The 18,318-nt window shown below is 65.2% G+C and carries 14 protein-coding genes and 3 tRNA genes; 14 read left to right on the forward strand and 3 right to left on the reverse strand.

Annotated elements, in window-relative coordinates:
* Positions 1-92: 92 nt before the first annotated feature.
* The 10 genes from rimP (at position 93) to WJU27_RS04115 (ending at position 9,108) form a co-directional block, all read left to right on the forward strand.
* The gene (gene rimP / locus WJU27_RS04070; RefSeq protein ID WP_020164866.1) at positions 93-545 is read left to right on the forward strand and encodes a ribosome maturation factor RimP; all 453 of its coding nucleotides are present in this window, start codon (positions 93-95) and stop codon (positions 543-545) included.
* Positions 542-2,014, forward strand: coding sequence for a transcription termination factor NusA (nusA, locus tag WJU27_RS04075; RefSeq protein ID WP_019918077.1), 1,473 nt, complete (start codon positions 542-544; stop codon positions 2,012-2,014). The genes rimP and nusA overlap by 4 nt, the downstream gene beginning before the upstream one ends.
* Positions 2,015-2,025: 11 nt before the next feature.
* Positions 2,026-4,788: a translation initiation factor IF-2 gene (gene infB, locus WJU27_RS04080; RefSeq protein WP_341421201.1), complete on the forward strand. Its 2,763-nt coding sequence runs from the start codon at positions 2,026-2,028 to the stop codon at positions 4,786-4,788.
* Between the two features lie 18 nt (positions 4,789-4,806).
* Positions 4,807-5,178 (forward strand): 30S ribosome-binding factor RbfA, encoded by a 372-nt coding sequence (rbfA, locus tag WJU27_RS04085; protein ID WP_304003363.1) that lies wholly within the window; start codon positions 4,807-4,809, stop codon positions 5,176-5,178.
* A 1-nt stretch (position 5,179) separates the two neighbouring features.
* Positions 5,180-6,109 carry a tRNA pseudouridine(55) synthase TruB gene (gene truB, locus WJU27_RS04090; protein WP_341421202.1) on the forward strand — a complete coding sequence of 310 codons (930 nt, stop codon included), beginning with the start codon at positions 5,180-5,182 and terminating at the stop codon, positions 6,107-6,109.
* Positions 6,110-6,176: 67 nt separating this feature from the next.
* The gene (gene rpsO / locus WJU27_RS04095) at positions 6,177-6,446 is read left to right on the forward strand and encodes a 30S ribosomal protein S15 (RefSeq protein ID WP_020164862.1); all 270 of its coding nucleotides are present in this window, start codon (positions 6,177-6,179) and stop codon (positions 6,444-6,446) included.
* A 162-nt stretch (positions 6,447-6,608) separates the two neighbouring features.
* Complete coding sequence (gene pnp, locus WJU27_RS04100) at positions 6,609-8,696, forward strand: polyribonucleotide nucleotidyltransferase (RefSeq protein ID WP_304003402.1); 2,088 nt, start codon at positions 6,609-6,611, stop codon at positions 8,694-8,696.
* Positions 8,697-8,796: 100 nt separating this feature from the next.
* Positions 8,797-8,873: transfer RNA gene (locus tag WJU27_RS04105), tRNA-Pro, on the forward strand.
* 29 nt (positions 8,874-8,902) lie between these two features.
* A tRNA-Arg gene (locus WJU27_RS04110) sits at positions 8,903-8,979 on the forward strand.
* Positions 8,980-9,032: 53 nt separating this feature from the next.
* Positions 9,033-9,108 (forward strand) — tRNA-His (locus tag WJU27_RS04115).
* Between the two features lie 144 nt (positions 9,109-9,252).
* Here the strand turns inward: WJU27_RS04115 and bfr are convergent.
* Both bfr and WJU27_RS04125 read right to left on the reverse strand, forming a co-directional pair.
* Complete coding sequence (bfr, locus tag WJU27_RS04120) at positions 9,253-9,720, reverse strand: bacterioferritin (protein ID WP_341421203.1); 468 nt, start codon at positions 9,718-9,720, stop codon at positions 9,253-9,255.
* Positions 9,721-9,878: 158 nt separating this feature from the next.
* The gene (locus WJU27_RS04125; RefSeq protein WP_341421204.1) at positions 9,879-10,775 is read right to left on the reverse strand and encodes a recombination-associated protein RdgC; all 897 of its coding nucleotides are present in this window, start codon (positions 10,773-10,775) and stop codon (positions 9,879-9,881) included.
* 163 nt (positions 10,776-10,938) lie between these two features.
* Between WJU27_RS04125 and WJU27_RS04130 the strand changes: the two genes are divergently transcribed.
* Together WJU27_RS04130 and parC are read left to right on the forward strand one after the other, a co-directional pair.
* Positions 10,939-12,870 (forward strand): DNA topoisomerase IV subunit B, encoded by a 1,932-nt coding sequence (locus WJU27_RS04130; RefSeq protein WP_020164858.1) that lies wholly within the window; start codon positions 10,939-10,941, stop codon positions 12,868-12,870.
* 102 nt (positions 12,871-12,972) lie between these two features.
* Entirely contained in the window at positions 12,973-15,225 is a 2,253-nt protein-coding gene (gene parC, locus WJU27_RS04135; RefSeq protein ID WP_341421205.1) for a DNA topoisomerase IV subunit A, read from the forward strand.
* A 103-nt stretch (positions 15,226-15,328) separates the two neighbouring features.
* Here the strand turns inward: parC and WJU27_RS04140 are convergent, their stop codons facing one another.
* On the reverse strand, positions 15,329-16,705 hold the full coding sequence (locus tag WJU27_RS04140; RefSeq protein ID WP_341421206.1) for a sensor histidine kinase: 1,377 nt from the start codon (positions 16,703-16,705) through the stop codon (positions 15,329-15,331).
* Between WJU27_RS04140 and WJU27_RS04145 the strand changes: the two genes are divergently transcribed.
* Together WJU27_RS04145 and WJU27_RS04150 are read left to right on the forward strand one after the other, a co-directional pair.
* Positions 16,704-17,354, forward strand: a complete 651-nt coding sequence (locus WJU27_RS04145; protein WP_341421207.1) for a response regulator transcription factor — start codon at positions 16,704-16,706, stop codon at positions 17,352-17,354. The two genes, WJU27_RS04140 and WJU27_RS04145, sit on opposite strands and share 2 nt — an antisense overlap.
* 231 nt (positions 17,355-17,585) lie before the next feature.
* Positions 17,586-18,242: a PEP-CTERM sorting domain-containing protein gene (locus WJU27_RS04150; RefSeq protein WP_341421208.1), complete on the forward strand. Its 657-nt coding sequence runs from the start codon at positions 17,586-17,588 to the stop codon at positions 18,240-18,242.
* The last annotated feature ends 76 nt before the right edge of the window (positions 18,243-18,318 follow it).

Raw genomic sequence — 18,318 nt, forward strand, 5'->3', positions numbered from 1 at the left:
CACTCCTCGGCTTGTTGCGCTGGCCCGGCCGGCGTTTTTCGATGGGCGGTCAGCCCATTTTTTATTTGTACATCCGGAAGTGTGTTGCTGGGATGAGTGTTGCGGAACTGATCGAGCAGGCGGTAACTGGGCTCGGCTACGAATTCGTCGATCTTGAAACTTCGCCAAGAGGCCGTCTGCTGCGTGTCTTCATCGACACCGACAAGGGCATCATGGTGGATGACTGCGTGACGGTGAGCAATCACCTGACCCGTCTTTTCATGGTCGAAAACGTCGATTACGACCGTCTTGAAGTGTCCTCCCCGGGGCTTGACCGCCCGCTGCGCAAGACCGCCGATTTCGTTCGCTTCACCGGACAGGAGGCGCAGCTGCGTCTGCGCGTGCCGGTGGGCAATCAACGCAATTTCACCGGTCGACTGGCCGGCGTGGCCGACGACCGGCTCACCCTCGAGATCAAGGGCGAAGCCCACGAGTTCGAACTGTCGCAGATCGAACGTGCCCGCCTGGTGCCGGACTTTGAACGCAAGCAGGAGTTGAAACGATGAGTCGCGAGATTCTGTTGCTGGTCGATGCACTGGCACGCGAAAAGAATGTGTCCCGCGAAGTGGTTTTCGGCGCTCTCGAAACCGCACTGGCTTCGGCCACCAAGAAGCGCACCCATGACGACGCCGATGTGCGCGTGTCGATCGACCGCGAAACCGGCGAGTACGAAGCCTTCCGTCGCTGGCATGTGCTGCCGGACGAACTGGTCGAGAACGACGAGGCCGAGATTGGCCTGATCGACGCACGCGAGCAGATCGCCGACATCCAGGTCGACGACTACATCGAAGAAGCCCTGGAGCCGGTCGATTTCGGCCGCATTGGTGCGCAGGCCGCCAAGCAGGTCATCCTGCAGCGCATCCGCGACGCCGAGCGCGAACAGATCCTGAACGACTTCCTTGAACGCAAGGACCATCTGGTCACCGGCACCATCAAGCGCATCGAGCGCGGCAATGCCATCGTCGAAGTGGGTCGCCTGGAGGCGCTGCTGCCGCGCGAACACATCATTGCCCGCGAGAACCTGCGTGTCGGCGACCGTGTCAAGGCCGTGCTGCTGCGTGTCGATCGCCAGGCACGTGGCCCGCAGATCATCCTGTCGCGTACCGCGCCCGAGTTCATCATGAAGCTGTTCGAGCTCGAAGTGCCGGAGATCGAGGACGGCCTCATCGAGATCAAGGGCGCCGCCCGTGACCCCGGCATCCGCGCCAAGATCGCTGTCAAGTCGAACGATCCGCGCGTCGATCCGCAAGGCACCTGCATCGGCATGCGCGGTTCGCGCGTGCAGGCGGTCACCAATGAACTGGGCGGCGAGCGCGTCGACATCATCCTGTGGTCGCCTGATCCGGCGCAGTTCGTCATCGGCGCGCTGGCGCCGGCCGAAGTCGCCTCCATCGTGGTGGATGAGGACGCGCACAGCATGGACGTGGTGGTCAGCGAAGACAACCTCGCGATCGCCATCGGTCGCAGCGGCCAGAACGTGCGCCTCGCGTCCGAGCTGACCGGCTGGAAGATCAACCTGATGACGGTCGAGCAGTCGGCCGCCAAGTCCGATGCGGAGAACGCCGCCATCCGCCTGCTGTTCATGGCCAAGCTGGACGTGGATGAGGAAGTGGCGGACATCCTGATCGAGGAAGGCTTCTCGACGCTGGAGGAAGTGGCTTACGTGCCGCTGGCCGAAATGCTCGAGATCGAGGCGTTCGACGAAGATACGGTGAACGAACTGCGTACCCGCGCACGTAACGTGCTGCTGACCGAAGCCATCGTCGACGAAGAGCAGCTGGAGCAGGTCGATGATGCCCTGCTGGCGCTGGACGGCATGGACAAGCAGCTGGCGGCGCAGCTGGCGCGCGCCAATGTGCGCACGCGCGATGATCTGGCTGATCTCGCTGTTGATGAACTGGTCGAGATCGCCGGCATCGATGCTGCGCGCGCGACATCGCTGATCACCACTGCGCGCGCGCACTGGTTTGAATAATTGAGGACGGTATGGCGTTGATGAGTGTTTCCCAGTTTGCGACCGAGCTGAAAATCCCCGCGGCCGCGCTGCTTGAGCAGCTGAAGCAGGCCGGTGTGGACAAGAAGAGCGAAGGCGATTCGCTGACCGAGCAGGACAAGACGCGCCTGCTCGACTACTTGCGGCGTCAGCACGGCGATACGGCGGGAAAGACCAAGATCACGCTGACCCGTCGTCAGACCACCGAGATCAAGGCGACCAATTCGTCCGGTCAGGCGCGTACCGTGCAGGTCGAAGTGCGCAAGAAGCGTGTGCTGGTCAAGCGCGATCCGGCCGAGCTGCTCGCCGAAGAAGCTGCGCAGGCGGCGGCGACCGAAGAGGTAACGGCAGACGTCGTGGCGGAGGAGGCGACTTTTGCCCCCGAGCCCGAGCCGACGCCGGTGGTGCCGGAACCGGTGCTCGAAGTGGCGCCGGAACCTGAGCCCGAACCCGAGCCGGAACCTGAGCCCGAACCCGAACCCGCGCCGGTTGAGACGCCCGAGCCGGTGGCTGAAAGCGCGCCGGAAGCCGTGGCCGAGGCCGCTGCGCCGACCGAGCCGCGTCCGCTGACCGCGCGCGAACGCGAAGCCAAGCGCCACTCCGAACTGCTCGCCCATCAGGCGCGCGAGCTCAAGGAGAAGCAGGAGCGCGAAATCCGCATGCGCCAGGAGACGGAAGCCCGTCTGGTGCGTGCGCAAGCTGAAGCCGAAGCCAAGGCCAAAGCCGAGGAAGAGGCCAAGGCGGCGGCAGCGAAGGCCCCTGCCGGAACGCTGCACAAACCGGCCAAGCCGGACGACAAGGCAGCCAAGAGCAAGCCCGCAGCGCCCGCTGCAGCCAAGGCAAAGCCGGGTTCAAACTGGAAGGACGACGCCGCCAAGCGTCGTCAGATCAAGACGCGCGGCGACGCCGGTACCGGTGGCTGGCGTGGTGGCCCGAAGGGCCGCAATCATCGCGACCACGATCAGGGCCAGCAGCAGGCGCCGATCGAGGCCGTCGTGCGTGAAGTGCTGGTGCCGGAAACGATTTCCGTCGCGGACCTCGCCCACAAGATGGCGATCAAGGCGACCGAACTGATCAAGGTGCTGATGAAGCTCGGTCAGATGGTCACGATCAACCAGGTGCTGGACCAGGAAACCGCAATGATCCTGGTCGAGGAGATGGGCCACGTCGCCAAGCCGGCCAAGCTGGACGATCCGGAAGCCTTCCTCGGCGAAGCCGACGAGGAGCACAAGGATGTCGAACTGCTGCCGCGCGCACCGGTCGTCACCGTCATGGGTCACGTCGATCACGGCAAGACCTCGCTGCTCGACTACATCCGCCGTGCCCGTGTGGCGGCCGGCGAAGCGGGCGGCATTACGCAGCACATCGGCGCCTATCACGTCGATACGCCGCGCGGCATGATCACCTTCCTCGACACCCCGGGTCACGAGGCCTTCACGGCGATGCGTGCCCGCGGTGCGAAGGCGACCGACCTGGTCATCCTGGTGGTCGCCGCCGACGACGGCGTGATGCCGCAGACGCGCGAAGCCATCCATCATGCAAAGGCTGCCGGCGTGCCGATGGTTGTCGCGATCAACAAGATCGACAAGCCGGAAGCCAATCCGGACCGCGTCAAGCAGGAACTGGTGGCCGAAGGTGTGGTGCCGGAAGAATACGGCGGCGACTCGCCCTTCATCCCGGTGTCGGCGAAGAAGGGTACGGGCATCGACGAACTGCTCGAGAACGTGCTGCTGCAGGCCGAGGTGCTGGAGCTGAAGGCGCCGAAGGATGCGCCGGCGCGCGGTCTGGTGATCGAAGCGCGTCTCGACAAGGGCAAGGGTCCGGTCGCGTCCGTGCTGGTGCAGTCCGGTACGCTGAAGCGCGGCGACATCCTGCTGTGTGGTCAGGTATTCGGCCGTGTGCGCGCCATGCTGGACGAGTCCGGCAAGGCGATCAGCGAAGCGGGGCCGTCGATCCCGGTGGAAATCCAGGGTCTGTCCGACGTGCCGGCCGCCGGTGACGAGGCGATGGTGCTGGCCGACGAACGCAAGGCGCGAGAAATTGCACTGTTCCGTCAGGGCAAGTTCCGCGACGTGAAGCTGGCGAAGCAACAGGCCGCCAAGCTGGAGTCGATGTTCGAGCAGATGGGCGAGGGCGAAGTCCGCGTGCTGCCGCTCATCATCAAGGCTGACGTTCAGGGTTCGCAGGAAGCGCTGGTGCAGTCGCTGATGAAGCTGTCCACCGACGAAGTGCGCGTGCAGGTGATTCACGCCGCGGTCGGTGCGATCTCGGAAACCGACGTGAACCTGGCGCAGGCTTCCAAGGGCGTCATCATCGGCTTCAACGTCCGCGCCGATGTCGGTGCGCGCAAGCTGGCCGAGAACTTCGGTGTCGATCTGCGTTACTACACCATCATCTACGAAGCGGTCGATGAGGTGAAGGCTGCGCTGTCGGGCATGCTGGCGCCGGAAAAGCGCGAACACGTGCTCGGTACGGTGGAGATCCGCCAGGTGTTCCGCGGTACCAAGATCGGCACGATTGCCGGTTGTATGGTGCTTTCGGGTCTGGTCAAGCGTGGCGCCAGCGCCCGCCTGCTGCGCAACAACGTGGTGGTGTGGACCGGCGAGCTCGATTCGCTCAAGCGTTTCAAGGACGACGTCAAGGAAGTCAAGGAAGGTTACGAGTGCGGCTTGTCGCTGCGCGGTTACAACGAGATCGAAGAAGGCGACCAGCTCGAGGTCTTCGAAATCCAGGAAATCGCGCGCAAGCTCGCCTGAGCCTGACGCCCACACGCAATGGCCGAACGTTATGCACGCAGTGACCGAGTGTCGGAAGCGATCCGCCGAGAACTGGCTCAGCTGATCGCGACCGAACTGAAGGACCCGCGCGTCGGCATGGTGTCGCTGACCGCGGTCGAACTGACGCCGGACTATGCGCACGCCAAGATCTACTACAGCACGCTGGCCGAAGGTGATGCGCAGAAGCTGATACACGAAGGTCTGGTGCGCGCGTCCGGCTTCCTGCGCCGGGAGATCGGTCGCCGCGTGCGCATACACACCACGCCGCAGCTGCACTTCGTGCATGACCAGACGATGGAGCGTGCCGACCAGTTGTCGCGCCTGATCGACAAGGCCCTGCATTCCGGCCCCTCCACCGGCGAGGATTGAGTTGCAGCCACGCTCGCGCTGGAAGGCGATCAACGGTGTGCTGTTGCTCGACAAACCCATAGGTCTCAGTTCAAACGACGCGCTGCAGAAGGCGCGTCGTCTGTTTCAGGCCGCCCGCGCCGGACACACCGGTACGCTCGATCCGCTGGCCAGTGGTCTGCTGCCGGTCTGCTTCGGCGAGGCGACCCGCTTTGCCGGGCTGATGCTGGATGCCGACAAGGAGTATGTCGCCCAGGTACGGCTCGGTGTGCGGACGACGACCGGAGATGCCGAAGGCGACGTGCTCGAAATCCGCGAGGTCGCGATCGACGAAGCTGCGCTGCGCGGCGCGCTCGTTGCGCATACCGGTGACATCGAGCAGATTCCGCCGATGCACTCGGCGCTCAAGCACGCCGGCAAGCCGCTCTATGAATACGCCCGTGCAGGGGAGACCATAGAGCGCGCGGTGCGTCATGTACGCATACACGAGATCGAACTGCTCGATGTCACGCTGCCGTCATTCTCTATGCGCGTGCTGTGCAGCAAAGGCACTTACATCCGTACGCTGGCTGAAGACATTGGCGCGATGCTGGGCTGTGGTGCCCACCTGACCGGACTGCGCCGCACTCGCACCGGGCCCCTGCGACTCGATCGTGCGGTGACGCTTGAGCAGATCGCCGAGCTCGACGAGGACGCGCGCGCGTCGCTGCTGAACCCCGCCGACATCCTGTTGCAGGACATGCCGCTCTGCCGGATTGCCGACGCGGATGCGCAGCGCCTGATCAACGGTCAGTCGGTGCCGCTTTCAGCGGTCGACACGGACATTGCGTTGCAAGAAGAAGGCGTGTTGCGCGCCTATGCCGGACCGGTTTTTCTCGGTCTGGTCGTTGTACGCGGCGCCCGCTTGCGGGTGAAGCGTCTGTTGCCACAGGAAAGTGCGCAAAAGCCTTGAAATAGGCTTGAGATTGCGCAACTGTGGCGTATAATTTTGGGTTTTCCAAACGAGAGAGTTTAGATCAATGGCTATCGTTTCCGCCGACAAAGCCCGCATCGTGGCCGACTTCCAGCGCGCGGCCGGCGATACGGGGTCGCCCGAAGTTCAAGTCGCCCTGCTGACCGCACGCATCAACGACCTGACCGGTCACTTCAAGGAACACGTCAAGGACCACCACTCGCGTCGTGGTCTGCTCAAGATGGTGAGCCAGCGCCGCAAGCTGCTGGACTACCTGAAGCGCACCAATGCCGACAGCTATCGTTCGCTGATCGGTCGCCTCGGTCTGCGCAAGTAATTGCATCCGCAGGCAATGTCCAGGCCTCCTGAGGCTTGACACCACATACCGGCGTGAGTCCTTGGCGGCTCCGCCGGTTTGTTTTTTCTGGCGGGCGGACGATGCCCGTCACTTATCGAATCGAAAGGAATCGACTTGCTTAACGCTACCCGCAAGGAATTCATGTTCGGCACCCAGAAAGTGGTGCTGGAAACCGGCGAGATCGCGCGTCAATCGAGCGGCGCCGTCATCGTAAACGTCGAAGAAACCGTCGTGCTGGCGACCGTCGTGGCCCAGAAGTCGGCAAAGGCCGGCCAGGATTTCTTCCCGCTCACCGTTGATTACGCAGAAAAGTTCTATGCCGCCGGCCGTATCCCCGGTGGTTTCTTCAAGCGCGAAGGCCGCCCGACCGAGAAGGAAACGCTGACCTCGCGTCTGATCGATCGCCCGATCCGCCCGCTGTTTCCCGAAGGCTTCTACAACGAAGTCCAGGTCATCGTTCAGGTGCTGTCGCTGAATCCGGAAGTCGATGCCGACATCCCAGCCATGATCGGTGCATCCGCCGCACTGGCGATCTCCGGCATTCCGTTCAGCGGCCCGATCGGCGCCGCTCGCGTGGGCTATATCGACGGTCAGTACATCGTGAACCCGACCGCCTCGCAGCTGAAGGACAGCAAGCTGAACCTGGTCGTCGCGGGCACCGAAGCAGCCGTGCTGATGGTCGAGTCGGAAGCGATGGAGCTGTCGGAAGAAGTCATGCTGGGCGCTGTCGTCTATGGCCACGAGCAGATGCAGGCCGCGATCAACGCGATCAATGAACTGGTCGAAGTCGCCGGCAAGCCGGAGTGGGACTGGCAGGCGCCGGCCCGCGACGAGGCGCTGTGGAACCGCATTTCCGAGCTGGCCGAAGCCAAGCTGCAGGATGCCTACCGCATCACCCAGAAGCAGGTGCGCAGCCAGAGCGTGAACGCGCTGCGCGACGAAGTGATCGCCGCGCTGACCGCCGACGCCGCCACGGCGCCGGACGTGAACACGATCAAGAACTACTTCTTCGACATGGAAGCGCGCATCGTGCGCAGCCGCATCCTGAACGGTGAGCCGCGCATCGACGGTCGCGACACGCGCACCGTGCGTCCGATCGCCATTCGCAACAGCGTGATGCCGCGCACCCACGGTTCGGCGCTGTTCACGCGCGGCGAGACGCAGGCGCTGGTCATCGCTACGCTGGGCACCGGCCGCGACGAGCAGATCATCGACGCGCTGGGCGGCGAGTACCGCGACCGCTTCATGCTTCACTACAACATGCCGCCGTTCGCCACCGGTGAAACCGGCCGCTTCGGCGCACCGAAGCGCCGCGAGATCGGCCACGGCCGTCTGGCCAAGCGCGCGCTGCTCGCCGTGCTGCCGTCGCCGGAAGAGTTCAGCTACTCGATGCGCGTGGTGTCGGAAATTACCGAATCGAACGGTTCGTCGTCGATGGCTTCGGTGTGCGGCGGTTCGCTCGCACTGATGGACGCCGGCGTGCCGCTGAAGGCGCATGTCGCCGGCATCGCGATGGGCCTGATCAAGGACGGCAACCGTTTTGCCGTGCTGACCGACATCCTCGGCGACGAAGATCACCTCGGCGACATGGACTTCAAGGTGGCCGGTACCGACAGCGGCATTACCGCGCTGCAGATGGACATCAAGATCCAGGGCATCACCAAGGAAATCATGCAGGTTGCGCTGGCCCAGGCCCACGAAGCGCGCAAGCACATTCTCGGCATCATGCAGCAGTCGATGTCGGGCGCCCGTGAGGGCGTGTCGACCTATGCACCGCGCCTGCTGACGATGAAGATCAATCCGGAAAAGATCCGCGACGTGATCGGCAAGGGTGGTGCAGTGATCCGCGCGCTGACCGAAGAGACCGGTGCAACGATCGACATCGGCGACGACGGCACCATCACCATCGCATCGGTGAATTCGGAAGCGGCCGAGCACGCCAAGCGCCGCATCGAGGCCATCACGGCCGAAGTGGAAGTGGGCAAGGTCTATGACGGCACGGTGCTGCGTCTGCTGGACTTCGGTGCCATCGTCAGCGTGCTGCCGGGCAAGGATGGTCTGCTGCACATTTCGCAGATCGCCAACGAGCGCATCGCCAACGTTGCCGATCACCTGAAGGAAGGTCAGCAGGTGAAGGTGAAGGTGCTCGAGACCGACGAGAAGGGCCGCATCCGCCTGTCGATGAAGGCACTGCTGGCTGCGCCGGAGGCAAACGGCGAGCAGGGCTGATGTACTGCGGGGCGTCCGGCGAATTTCTTTGAAGAAATTTCGCTGAAACGCTCTGCAGGCATTGACCGCACCCCGGTCGGCCGGTAATATCTCGGCCTCTCGGGGTGTAGCGCAGCCCGGTAGCGCGCTTGCTTTGGGAGCAAGATGTCGGGGGTTCGAATCCCTCCACCCCGACCATAATCGGTCCGCAACACCGTTCTTAGTACCTGCCCGTAGCTCAACTGGATAGAGCAACGGCCTTCTAAGCCGTAGGTTGCGGGTTCGATTCCTGCCGGGCAGGCCAGCAAAGGCCTGAGAGAGTTTCAAAGCGGTTGCCGTTTGGCAGTCGTCCCAGTGGTGGCTGTAGCTCAGTTGGTAGAGTCCTGGATTGTGATTCCAGTTGTCGTGGGTTCGAGTCCCATCAGCCACCCCACCAAATTCCCTTGTTGTTGAGTGTGCGAGTCCTTCGCGCCGGCATTCGCCGCGCGCGATGCGCTCGTCGTCATGGCATGTGCCGAGGCATCGCATCGTGCGGCGATGGCGGAGCGCACTCCCCGGCCATCGCCGCCGTCGGCGTTCAGCCCGCAGCGCTCTGCAGGTAGTTCTGCTCGCCCATCAGCTTGATCAGACGCAGCTGCTGTTCCAGCCAGTGCGCGTGGTCCTCTTCGGTGTCCTTCAGCATCGGCAGCAGCAGATCGCGGGTGACGTAGTCCTGCTCCTTCTCGGTCAGCGCCATCACTTCGCGCAGGTGCTTCACGACGGAGATCTCGACCGCCAGATCGTTCTCGAAAATGCTGACGACGTCGTGTCCGACGTTCAGTGGGGCGGGCTTCATGTCGGGCGTACCGCTCAGCATCAGGATGCGGCGTATCAGCGCGTCGGCGTGGCCGGTCTCGTCATCCATTTCATGCGCGATGCGCGCGGCCGCCTTGCTGAAGCCCCATTCGTCGAGCATGCGCGAATGAATGAAGTACTGGTCGCGTGCGGCCAGTTCGTAGACCAAGAGCGCGTTCAGCGCGTCGAGGATGACCTGCTTTCCTTGCATGGCTTATCTCACTTCCCGGATGTCCGGCGCATATGAAGATTGTTCGATGATGCGCCCATTCTGGCTTCTGTGCTGGGTTTGATGGCAACCGGCGAAATCGTGGCGCAAACCGTTTCCATTCGCAGTCGCCATGTCGGTCGTGCTTCGCGGCGGTGCACTCAGTTCGACGCGACGCCGCCCAGCGCTTCTTCGAGGTGATCGATCAGGCGGCTGACTTCGCCGGTCATCAGCGCGAAATCGGTGTCGAAGCGCTCCGCTTCGTCGCCGCTGCCGTCGTCGTTTTCGGTCAGCACGTCCAGCGGGGCCACACGCTTCACCGCGAGGTTCTCGGTCAGTGTGAAGGACACGCGGTCCATCCAGCTCAGCGCCAGACGGGTGCACTGCTTGCCGGCTTCGATGTGACGGCGCAGGTCGTCCGCTTCCAGCGCATGGCGCACGTAGCGCACGGTGGCTTTGGACTGCGTGCTGGAGCGCAGTTCTGTGTCCTGATCGATGCTGAAGCCGGCGGGCGCCTCGTCGGCGGCCAGCCAGGACGTCATCGCCGACACCGGTGACAGTGCGGTCTGCAGCGGGCGTGCGCCCAGCTGTTCGACGCACTCGTTCAGCAGCTGCATCACCTCGTCGCCCTTGGCGCTGGCGGCCGCGTCGACGACGATGCGGCCCTTGACCGGATCGATCCATACCTGAGTATCGCGCCAGATGGCGAAGGCGCGCGGCAGCAGTTCGTTGGTCACGCTGTCCTTCAGTTCGCGCATTTCCTTGCGGCCGGGTTTGTAGCCCTGCTTTTCCTCGATTTCCTGGGCGCGGGCCTTGGCGACCTGATTGATGACGGTGGCCGGCAGCAGCTTCTTTTCGGTGCGCAGCGTGATCAGCATCTGGCCGCCGACCGCATGCACCAACGTGCCGTTGTCGCGCGGCGACATCCAGCCCATGCGCTGCATCTCCACGCTGCTGCCGGGCTGGAAAGCCTTGGCGGCGAGCTTTTCGTCGAGTTGTTCAGGGGCGAGCGTGAAGGGGGCGGTGAGGCGGTAGATCTGCAGGTTCTTGAACCACATGGCGTCGGGCAAAAAGGGACGCAGTGTATATGAGTGCGGAGGGGCGGCAGGCGCTGCCGCGTCGGCGGGCGCATGTCAATATCGACGGCCGCGCCCCTCTCCGTGCACACTAGCGGCCTTCCGCGCGGCGCGTGCCGCGCTTCCGTTCCGCTGATTCATTCCGATGACGACTCCCAGCTACAACGCCGCTGAAATCCAGGTGCTCGAAGGCATCGCGCCGATCCAGAAGCGGCCGGACATGTACACCCGGACCGAAAGTCCGAACCACATCATCCAGGAAATGATCGACAACGCCTGCGACGAGGCGCAGGGCGGCTTCGCCGACGGGATCCGTGTAGTGATGCACGGCGACGGCTCGGTGTCGGTCGAGGACAACGGTCGCGGCATTCCGGTCGATATCCACCCGACCAAGAAGGTGCCGGCGATCGAGGTCATCTTTACCATCCCGCACTCGGGCGGCAAGTTCGAGGGCAAGGCCTACAAGATCGCCGGCGGCCTGCACGGCGTCGGGGTGACGGTGACCAATGCGCTGTCGACGCGGCTGGAGGCGACGGTCAAGCGCGGTGGCAAGGAACATTCGATCACCTTCGATCACGGCATTTCGCAGGGGCTGACCGAGGTCGGCAGCTGCCCGAAGTCGCATACCGGCACACGCGTGCGCGCCTGGCCGGACCCGAAGTACTTCGCCAGTTCGAAGGTGAAGCGTGCCGACATCGAGCACCTGCTGCGCGCGCGCAGCGCGATGCTGCCCGGCGTGCGCATCCGCTTCGAGGACGAGGAAAGCGGCGTCGTGCAGGAGTGGCAGTACGCCAACGGACTCGAAGGCTATCTGCGCGAGGAGATCGGCGACGCGAAGTGCGAGCTGTTCTGCGGCGCGCGCACCGCGATTGCCGGCTACGACGAAGGCGAGGGCGCTGAATGGGCGATCGCCTTCCCCGAGGGCGTGTCGGTGCGCGAGTCCTTCGTGAACCTGATTCCGACGCCGGGCGGCGGCATGCACGAATCGGGCATGCGGCAGGCGCTGTTCGAATCGGTGAAGGACTACGCCACCCACCACGGCCTGATGCCGGCCAAGCTCGCGCTGCAGTCTGAAGACGTGTCGCAGCATGCGAGCTATGTGCTCAGCGCCAAGGTGCTTGAGCCGCGCTTCCAGGGTCAGACCAAGGACAAGCTGAACAACCGCGAGGCGGTGAAGCTGGTGTACGAGGCGATCAAGGACACGCTGGACCGCTGGCTCAATGATCACGCAACCGAAGCGCAGCGCATCGCTGGCCTGGCGATCAAGAGCGCGCAGACGCGCGCGCGCGCCGGCAAGGTGGTGGAGAAGCGCGCTGGTTCCGGCGTGACGCTGCTGCCGGGCAAGCTCACCGACGCCACCGGCACGTCGCCGGAGCAGAACGAAATCTTCCTGGTCGAGGGCGACTCGGCCGGTGGCAGCGCCAAGCAGGCGCGGGATCGCCAGTTCCAGGCGGTGCTGCCGCTGCGCGGCAAGGTACTGAACACCTTCGAGATCGACTCGTCGGAAATCTTCGCCAACAACGAGGTGCACGACATCGCGGTGGCGCTGGGTATAGACCCGCACAAGCCGGATGCGCCGGACGCGGTGCTGGACGGCCTGCGCTACCACAAGATCATCATCCTGTCGGACGCCGACGTCGACGGTGCGCACATCCAGACGCTGCAGCTGACGCTCTTCCTGCGTCACTTCCCGAAGCTGATCGAGCGTGGCCACGTGTTCATCGGTCAACCGCCGCTGTACTGCGTGAAGATCGCGCCGACCAAGACGCGACCGGCGCGCCGCCTTTACGCACTGGACGAGGCCGAGCGCGACACCATACTGGCCAACCTGATCGCCGACGGCATCAGTGAGAGCGCGCTGACGGTGAGCCGCTTCAAGGGCCTGGGCGAAATGAACCCGGACGAGCTGAAGGAAACCGCGATGAACCCGGAAACGCGGCGGCTCATCCGCATCACCCAGGGTGCCGACCCCGATCTGGTGCTGAACACCTTCACCATGCTGATGGGCAAGAAAGAAGCTGAACGCCGCCGCCGCTGGATGGAACTGGAAGGCGACAAGGTGGTGCCGGATGCGTGAGGGCAGGGGCTAGGCCCTAGCCCCTAGCCCCTAGCCCCTAGTCCCTAGCCCCTCATCCCCAGCCCCTTCACAGACAAACAACGAAACACCCGGAGCACTCCGTTGACTGACAACCTGTTCGAACCCGACATCGCCGACATTCCGGTCGATGCGCACGCCGCGCAGGCCTATCTGACCTATGCGATGTCGGTGGTGACCTCGCGCGCGCTGCCTGGGCTGGAAGACGGCATGAAGCCGGTGCAGCGTCGCATCCTGTACGCGATGGACGGCTTCGCCCGGCCCGATGCCGCGCACAAGAAATCGGCGCGTGTGGTCGGCGACGTGATCGGCAAGTACCACCCGCACGGCGATTCGTCGGTGTACGAAGCCATGGTGCGGCTGGCCCAGCCCTTCACGCTGCGCTATCCGCTGATCGACGGCCAGGGCAATTTCGGTTCGATGGACGGCGACAACGCGGCCGCGATGCGCTACACCGAATGCCGCCTGACGCCGTTCGCGCGCCACGTGCTGCTGTCCGAACTGAACGCCGGCGTGATCGAGTTCCAGCCCAACTACGACGGCACGCAGCAGGAGCCGTCGCTGCTGCCGGCGCGGCTGCCGGTGGTGCTGGCCAATGGCGCGTCCGGCATCGCGGTCGGCATGGCCTGCGAGATCCCGCCGCACAATCTGCGCGAGATCGGTGACGCGACCTGCAAGCTGCTGATCGATCCGCGCATGCCGGACGACGACGTGATCGACTGCTTCCAGGGGCCGGACTTCCCGAACGGGGCTACGCTCATTTCGTCGCGCGAGAGCATCGTCGCCGCCTACAAGGAAGGGCGTGGCTCATTCCGCATGCGGGCCAATTACGAGGTCGAGGCGCTGGCGCGCGGCCAGTGGCAGATCGTCGTCACGGCGCTGCCGCCAGGCGTGAGCACCGGCGGCGTGATGAGCCGCATCGACGACCTCGCCAACCCCAAGCCCAAGGGCGACAAGAAGAAGATCAGCGACGACCAGGCGCGCACCAAGACGCTGGCCACGTCGCTGATCGATTCGGTGCGCGACGAATCGGACGCGCGTCACCCGGTGCGCCTGGTGATCGAGCCGAAGTCGCGCGCGGTGAGCCAGGAAGACCTGCTGGCCTTCCTGTTCGCCTATACCGATCTCGAGTGCAATGCGAGCCTGAACCTGACGCTGCTCGACACCCATCGCCGCCCCGGTCAGATCGGTCTGCCGGCGGTGCTGCGCCAGTGGTGCGACTACCGTCTCGGTGCCGTGTCGCGACGGCTCACGCAGCGCATCGCCGACATCGACGAGCGCATGCACATCCTCGATGGCCGGCTGGCCATCCTGCTCGACATCGACCGCGCGATCGCCATCATTCGCGCCGCCGACGATCCGAAGGCCGACCTGATGGCCGGCTTCGGCATCACCGAGCGTCAGGCCGAGGACGTGCTGGAAATCCGGCTGCGCCAGCTGGCCAAGCTGGAGGCCATCAAGCTGCAGGGCGAGCGCGACGCGCTCGATGCCGAACGCACCGGCCTGCTCAAGATCCTCGGCAGCGATGCCGCACTGCGCACTTTCGTGCGCGACGAAGTGCGCGCCGACGTCGAGCGTTTCGGCGACGAGCGCCGAACGCTGATCAATGCCGATGCGCAGGCGACCCGCACGCGCGAAGTGCCGCAGATCGACGAGGCGGTCACCGTCATCGTGTCACGCGGTGGTTTCGGCCGGCTGCGCTCCGGCCACGATGTCGACGAGGCCGCGCTGACCTGGAAGGCCGGTGACGGTCCGCTCGCGGTGCTGAAGTGCCGCACCGTGTGGCCGGTCGTGCTGATCGACGGCGATGGGCGCAGCTACACCATCAAGCCGACCGACCTGCCCAGCGGCAAGGGCGACGGCGTACCGGTGTCCTCGCTGGCCGATCTGGCCGGCAAGAAGCTGGTGGCCGTGCTGACGGGCGAGCCGGGCAGCCGATTCCTGGTGGCGTCCGACGGTGGCTACGGCTTCGTCTGCGCGATCGAGGACATGGTGAGCCGCCAGCGCGCCGGCAAGGCTTTCCTGAACACCGATGGCGCGACTGCGCTGCCGCCGGTGAAGCTGCGGCCGGGCGACAAGTGGGTGGTGGCGCAAGGTGGCGACCGCCTGCTCGCCTTCCCGCTGGACGAGATGAAGGAACTGTCGGGCGGCAAGGGCGTGAAGATCATGACCTTGCCCGATGGGGCGTCGCTACAACTGCTCGACGTGTTCCGCGAACGTCTCGCGCTCACGGTACCCGGCTCGCGCGGCCGGCCGAAGACGCTGAACATCGACGAGGCGTCGCTGATGAACTGGCGCGGTGTGCGCGCGACCAAGGGCAGGAAGCTCGAAGGCTGAACGGCACGCAGCGTCTGCGGGCTCCCGTGGGAGCGAGCTTGCTCGCGATTGCAGCGGTTGATGAAGGGGCGCTCTGTAGATGCAGCATCGCTGGCGGCGTCAGTCACCCGCGCGGCGCCGCCCCCGCGCGCGGCACCGTAACGGTGAACGTGCTGCCGTGACCGGGGCGCGAGCGCACCTCGAGTGCGTGGCCCAGCGCGTCGGCCTGACCGCGCGCCAGCGCCAGGCCGAGGCCTTGGCCTTCGTCGTGACGGGCGCTGCGATCATCGAAGCGGCGGTAGGGAACGAAGATGAGCGGCAGATGTTCGGCGGCGATGCCGGGGCCGGTGTCCCATACCTGCAGTTCCACCTCGCTGCCGCGCGGCCGGGCGGCGATCAGGACGCGGCCGCGCTCGGTATAGCGCACCGCGTTCGACACCAGGTTGTCGAGAATGGACTGCAGCATCATGGCATCGCTGTCCACCACCCGCGCGGTTGGACGGAAGCGCAGCTCCAACCCCTTTTCCTGCGCCAGCGGCACGAACTGCGCGGCGCAGGCCGCCCACACCTCGGACAGTGGCACCGCCCGCCGCAGCACACGGGCCTCGCCCGCTTCCAGGCGCGACAGTTCGAGCAAGCGCGTCAGTTGCCGGCTCATGGCACGCACCGCCGCGTCCATGCCGCCGCAGACTTCGTTCAGCGCATCGCGGCTGAGACCGGTGGGGTCCTGCGAGCGCAGGTAGCGCACATGCAGCCCGACCGCATGGACCGGCTGGCGCAGGTCGTGCGTGACGCCAGCCAGAAAAAGGTTCTTGGCGCGCATCGCCGCCTGCACGGCGTCGCGTTCCTGCCGCAGATCGTCGGCCAGCCGGGCATTCTGGCGCGTCAGCATCAGCGCGTTACGCATTGTGCCGTGCGCGTTGCGGCCGAAGGACACCAGTACCAGCAGGTAGAACAGGAAGGTGAGGCCGCCGCCGATGTTGATCAGCCCGCCCATCAGCCATGACTTGACGATGAAGGGCAGCAGCGCACAGACGAGGTAGAGGTTGAGCGCGCGCGGCAGGGCGGTGGTGGCGGTGACCGCGCCGCCGGCCATGCCGGCCAGCATGGCGACGCTGAAGAAGTCCATGAAAGGGTCGCGCCCCTCGTAGCCCAGCCAGGGCAGCAGGCCCCAGGCCAGGCCGGTGAGCCCGGCAACCGCCGTGTAGGCGCTTTCGGCACGGTCAAGACCCGGCCGCTCCAGCGTGGTCAGCTGCGGCCGCAACTGGCGCACCAGCGCGTAGCGCAGGCCGACCAGCAGCCAGATCGCGGCCAGCCAGACCCAGACGATGCCATGACCCTGGGCGCTGACCAGTACCGCGGACGCGGTCAGCGACACCGCCAGATTGCCGGCGGCGATGGTGGGCGTGTGACCGAAAAGCACGCCCAGCAGGTCGCGCCGGACGGCGTCCGTATCGCCGGGCGACGTGGCGTCGTCGAGCGTGGCGGATGTTCCGGTCATGGTAGTTTCCGCAATCATGGACGCCCGCGAGATTAGCATCGTCGTTGCCGAAGACCACGCGCTGGTGCGCCAGGGCTTGCGTCTGATGCTGTCGGCCGAGCCGCGCGTGCGCTGGCTGGGCGACTGTGGCGACGGCGAACGGGCGCTCGAACTGGTGCGCAGTCTGTCGCCCGACGTGCTGCTGCTTGATCTCGGCCTGCCCGGTCTGGACGGCCTCGGCGTGATGCAGGCCATCGCTGCCGCCGGTCTGACGACGCGGGTGCTGGTGGTGACCGCGCGCCAGGACGCCGCCTCCTTCCACGCGGCGCTGGCCTTCGGCGCCCAGGGCTACATGCTGAAGACGGACGACGCCGAGGCGCTGGTCGGCGCGATGATGACGGTGTCCGACGGTGGCTATTACGTGAGTCCGGAACTGGCGACCCTGTTCGGTCACGGCATGGCCGACACGCACGAGGGTCTGACCTCGCGCGAAATGGACATTGCCGGGCGTGTCGGGCGCGGTCTGTCGAGCAAGCAGATCGGCGCCGAACTGGGCATTTCCGAACACACCGTACGCAAGCACCGCGAGAACATCGCGCGCAAGCTCGGCCTGCGCAACGCAGCCGAACTGGTGGCCTGGGCCGTGCGGCACAGGCTGCCAGAAGCGTGAGCAATTCCCTGTCCGGACGCTGATTGCCAGCGCGCTACGCGCTTGTGCGTATTTACCCCCGCAGGGCGGACGCGCTTCAATGCCGCATGGATTTTCCCGGCGCCTGGGCGCATTCCTCATCCCGCAGCCTCGTGCAGGCAGTGGACAGCGCTGCCGGACGCACAGTGCGACGGCGGTGACGGCGAGAGCCGCGGCCGGGTCACTTACAAGACCAATACAAGAGGGTTTCAGATGACCAACCGTTTCCCGGCGGCGGCGGCGCTCGCCTTCAGCCTCTGCGCGGGCGCCGCGCAGGCGGTGCCGATCAGCTTCAGCACCACCGGTTCGCCGGTGCAGACCTACTTCCAGTCCACCCCCGCCGTCTCTGCCACCGTGCAGTTCGCGGGTGTGAGCGGGGCTCTGGACCTGACCCCGGACGTCGGCCAGCAGGCCCGGTTCTTCACCTTCTTCGCCGGTACCGGGCCGGCCGATCCCGGAATGACCGGCATCGAGTACCAGCCCTACTCGGTCGGCCTGACGGTTCTGGGGATCACGAAGTACTTCGAATTCGATCTGGGCGTGCAGGAAATCGCCAACGACCAGTATCAGATCCACGCCTTCGCCATGCCGTCGCTCACCTTCGACCTCGGCGCCACCGGCACGCTGACGGTAACGCCGAATGCGTTCTACACGCAGGCTGTGCAGTTGCCCGCCAATACGCCGGCCTATCACCTGCGCGACCTGTACGCGACCTTCCAGCTCACCGGCACCACGGTGACGCCGGTCCCGGAGCCGGGTTCGCTTGCACTGGCGATGCTGGCGATCGGCGCGCTGTCGGTGAGTCGGCGATGCCGCGGCTTGCATCGCGACCGTGACGGATGGCGCGGAAGGTTGACGGAAGTCAAATAAAGCGGGTGGATCCGGTGGGCCGGGGCGGAAGCAGTGCACATCACTTCCTACACATCGGCTTACACTTATGTAAGAA

The organism is Methyloversatilis sp. NSM2, assembly GCF_038066675.1.
Classification (GTDB): domain Bacteria; phylum Pseudomonadota; class Gammaproteobacteria; order Burkholderiales; family Rhodocyclaceae; genus Methyloversatilis; species Methyloversatilis discipulorum_A.